The organism is Nitrospinota bacterium, assembly GCA_029881495.1.
Lineage (GTDB): Bacteria > Nitrospinota_A > UBA7883 > JACRGQ01 > JACRGQ01 > JAOUMJ01.
Genome location: JAOUMJ010000054.1, coordinates 1 through 3957, shown reverse-complemented (window position 1 = coordinate 3957; position 3957 = coordinate 1). Strand labels below are relative to the sequence as shown.

The window sequence follows — 3957 nt, the reverse complement described above, 5'->3', positions numbered from 1 at the left end:
CAGCATCGTATCGACCCACTTCTTTACAGAGTTGACCCGGTAACTGCGCCATGCCCAAAGTTGCGGACATACATAATAGAAAACCGGAATACCTGCCTTGTGAGCCATTTTACCGATACGGAAATTAAGTTCAGGCGCATCAATGATTATCACCGCGTCATAGCGGTGCGACTTCAATCTATTACCTATCTCGCCCAATACCTTTTTAAAGAAAAATATCTTTTTAAGGATATCTATAAGGCCTATCGCAGCGAGATCCTTTGAGTGATACAGAAGTTTTACTCCTGCGGCCTTCATCCTGTCGCCACCGACCCCCTCGAACTCCGCGTCGGTATCGATCGCCTTGAGTTCCTTTACGATGCGCGCGCCGTAGATTTCCCCCGATTCCTCGGCGGCTGAAATGAAATACTTCATCTGGATACCCGCGATTTTAATATCATCAACCTTGCCCGACCATATTGAAGGGGCGGACTCGAAACCTTACGCCAAGCTCTTCGGCGAGTTTTCTGGTTTTTTCCAAATCAAATCCTTCCCTGTTTGGTTCCGGCAATCCGATAGCTGTCGCTACTGTATCCGGCAAAATATTTTTGCATCTTCCAATAAAATCTAAAACCGCCTCAAAACAACCTTCGGGAATTGTCGGCTTGCATAACCTGTTATATGTCTCACTGTCATGCGCGTTCAAGGAGATCGATGCAACGTCTATAAGCCCGGCAAGCTCCGGCACAATATCCCTGCCATGTATGAGGTTACCATGACCATTCGTATTTAGCCTCGTTTTAAGATTTTTCCCCTTTGCCCATGACGCAACTTTCTTTACCAGCTCAAGCCTCATGGTCGGTTCCCCAAATCCGCAAAACACAAGCTCGGACGGCCTTGAATCCCCTATTGAATTTATTATCTCATCAAATTCAGGATCTTTATCAAGACCGAGAAAATGCCCCTGCACCAAAGGAGCCTCTTCCCGGTTACAGAATGTGCAATTGTTCGTGCATCCGCGCGTGACATTTACATAGAGTGAATCCCTTATCCAATAAACAATCTCCGCCTTGTCAGGCTTGTCTACACCGAGGAATAGCTTTCTGTAATTGGTGTTCGTTAACCTGGCGATATCACTAACGGTCACACCGCGCAATTCGGCAAGAAACTTTGCAGTCTCTTTTAAAAATAGAGGCTCGTTCCTCTTGCCGCGCTGTGACTGCGGAGCGAGATACGGCGCGTCGGTTTCTATTAGAAGACGTTCCGGGGTGACAACCGCCGCCGCTTCCCTAAGCTTGTCAGCTTTTTTATAGGTTACGTTCCCGGCAAACGATATGTAAAATCCGAGGTCTTCACCCCGCTTCGCTTCGTCGGCCCCTTCCGAGAAGCAGTGCAGTACCCCGCCATATTCAGGATTGAAATGTTCTTTAAGTATCGGAACGATCTCTTCGAAAGCATCCCTGCAATGAATAATTACCGGCTTGCCATTCTCGTTTGCAACTTTCAGATGTTCTATAAGAATCTTTTCCTGCGAATCCCTCGGTGATTTGTTTCGAAAATAGTCGAGCCCGGTTTCACCTATGGCAACAACATTTCGATCCTTCGCAAGCTCTCTTAATTTTTTTAAATCCGCTTCCGTTACGCTCTCCGCGTCATGCGGATGAACTCCTACCGAAGCCTTCATGAAACCGTATTGATGCGCCAGGCTTATCGCCTTCTCCCCCGATTCAAGATCATAGGCGACATTGAGAACCAGAAAGTTTTCCCTATTGAGTCTGTCTGCGACTATTTCAATATCGCCTTCGTAATCCTTATGATTAAGGTGCGCGTGAGAATCAGCAAACATCTTTACCTTTCAAAAATTAAATAAATCCTGCGCCGACATGAGGCGCATAAAAATATCAGCATATCTTTTCATATCCTTTCAGTTTAATACAAAACTTCAGGAGGGATACCAACTCGCGATAATGAAAAGACAGACACGCAGGAAAATACGCGGCTAAACGCCTTATCGTATGATAGTTGCGTTCCTGTCCGGACCGGTAGAAACTATTTTTATCTTCGCGCCCGAGATCTTTTCCAGAAAGTCGATGTACTTCTTTGCTTTTTCCGGCAACTCGCTATAGTCAGTAGCTCCTGCTATCTTCGAGTTCCAGCCGTCCATCTCTTCGTATATCGGTTTGGCGTGTTCAAGAACCGCAACATTATCGGTCAATCTGTCCAGTCTCTTGCCGTCAACTTCATAAGCAACGCAAACCTTTATCTTTTCAAGCTTGTCCAGCACGTCAAGTTTCGTAAGAACTATCTCATCAATCCCGTTCACATCTACGGCATATCGAGCTACGACGGCATCGAACCATCCGCAACGCCTTGGGCGTCCCGTGGTCGCTCCAAACTCTGCTCCCTCACCCTGAAGAAGCGCGCCGGTCTCATCTTTCAATTCAGTCGGGAACGGCCCTTCGCCAACGCGAGTTGTATATGCCTTAACAATTCCGATAATACGGTTTATGTTTTTCGGTGGAATTCCAAGCCCGGTACACGCTCCGCCAGAAACAGTATTGGACGAGGTAACAAACGGGTATGTGCCGTGATCTATATCGAGCATAGTACCTTGCGCCCCCTCGCAGAGGATCTCCTTGCCGGAGGCTATCGCGTCCCAAAGTATCTGCTTTGTGTCACCGACATACGGCTTTATCCTCGGCGCGACTTCCATAATATAATCGACTACCTCTTTTTGAGTAGTTGTGTTCCCGCCAAGCTGATGTTCGATGATTACATTTTTTCGCTCGATCAACGCGGCGACAGCGGATTCCAATCTCTCCCTGTCAAAGAAATAGTGGAGAGGTATACCTATACGGTTCGATTTATCCGAGTAGGTCGGCCCGATGCCTTTGCCGGTCGTCCCAATTTTTTTCTGTGATTTTCTGCTGTCGTTCGCGCGGTCGACCTCTTTATTAACCGGCAGTATGCAGTGAGCTCGCGGAGAGATCAGTAGCCTCCCTTTAACATCAATACCGGCGTTCTCCAGTTCCTCTATCTCATCGAGGAGCGCTGTAGGGTCGACGACGACTCCCGGTCCTATGACGCAGACCTTGTTCTCTCTCAATATGCCGGACGGTACCAGATGAAGAATAAATTGTTCGCCGTTTATAACAACGGTGTGTCCCGCGTTCGCGCCCCCTTGATAGCGGGCTATCACATCCATATCTTCGCTCAGAAGATCAACAATTTTACCTTTGCCTTCATCGCCCCATTGCATTCCTACCAGTACGGCTACAGTCATTTAATCAATCCTCATTATTAGCGGTTACAAGAAAATCAACCAACTTGTTCCCTGCCAGATTATGCGCTTTGCCGCCTTTTACATCAAGCACCTTAAACTCACCCTTACCTTTACCCGGAAATAGAATATTTGAAATATTCATCTTTTCGGCATACTCTTTTCCTTCGTCTTCTGTCATAGGTTTCAGCGGAACTGTCACCATCGCTCCTGCCTCCCTTAGATCAAAAGCCGCGTCCTCCGCGTCATCACCCGTCGCAAGCATAAGAACATCCGAACCGCGCCACACAGGGAGAAGCGATTCAACACGGGAAGCCTCAATGAGGGAGTCTATATCAAAAGCAAAGCCGACAGCGGGTAGGTCGGCTCCGAATCTCTTTACGAGATTATCATAGCGCCCACCCTGGCCGACGGAGATGCCGGACGGGGAGAAGACCTCAATATTTACACCTGTGTAGTAGCCAAAGCCCCTCATCTCGCCAAGATCGATAGTCACCAATTCGGAGAGACCGGCGTCCTCCAGCTTGGCATAAATACTTTTTAGATTTTTTAACGCTTCCTTTGAAGCGTCCGTCACGGCAATCTCATCTGCCTTATCCAGCACATCACCACTCCCAAACATTGAAGCGAGAGCGATAATTCTCCAGCTCCTCCCCTCATCAACGGAGAGCGACGAGAGTATCTTTTCCAGTTCGGTC

General features: G+C 47.9%; 4 protein-coding genes. All 4 read right to left on the bottom strand.

The window, feature by feature from the left end; all coding sequences use genetic code 11:
• A partial coding sequence (locus OEY64_13095; protein MDH5543879.1) for a lipid-A-disaccharide synthase occupies positions 1 to 414 on the bottom strand: 414 nt, incomplete at its 3' end.
• A 25-nt stretch (positions 415 to 439) separates the two neighbouring features.
• Entirely contained in the window at positions 440 to 1825 is a 1386-nt protein-coding gene (locus tag OEY64_13090; protein MDH5543878.1) for a YchF/TatD family DNA exonuclease, read from the bottom strand.
• 162 nt (positions 1826 to 1987) lie between these two features.
• Positions 1988 to 3262, bottom strand: coding sequence for an adenylosuccinate synthase (locus OEY64_13085; protein ID MDH5543877.1), 1275 nt, complete (start codon positions 3260 to 3262; stop codon positions 1988 to 1990).
• Positions 3263 to 3266: 4 nt separating this feature from the next.
• On the bottom strand, positions 3267 to 3957 hold a 691-nt coding region (locus OEY64_13080; protein ID MDH5543876.1), incomplete at its 5' end, for an ATP phosphoribosyltransferase regulatory subunit.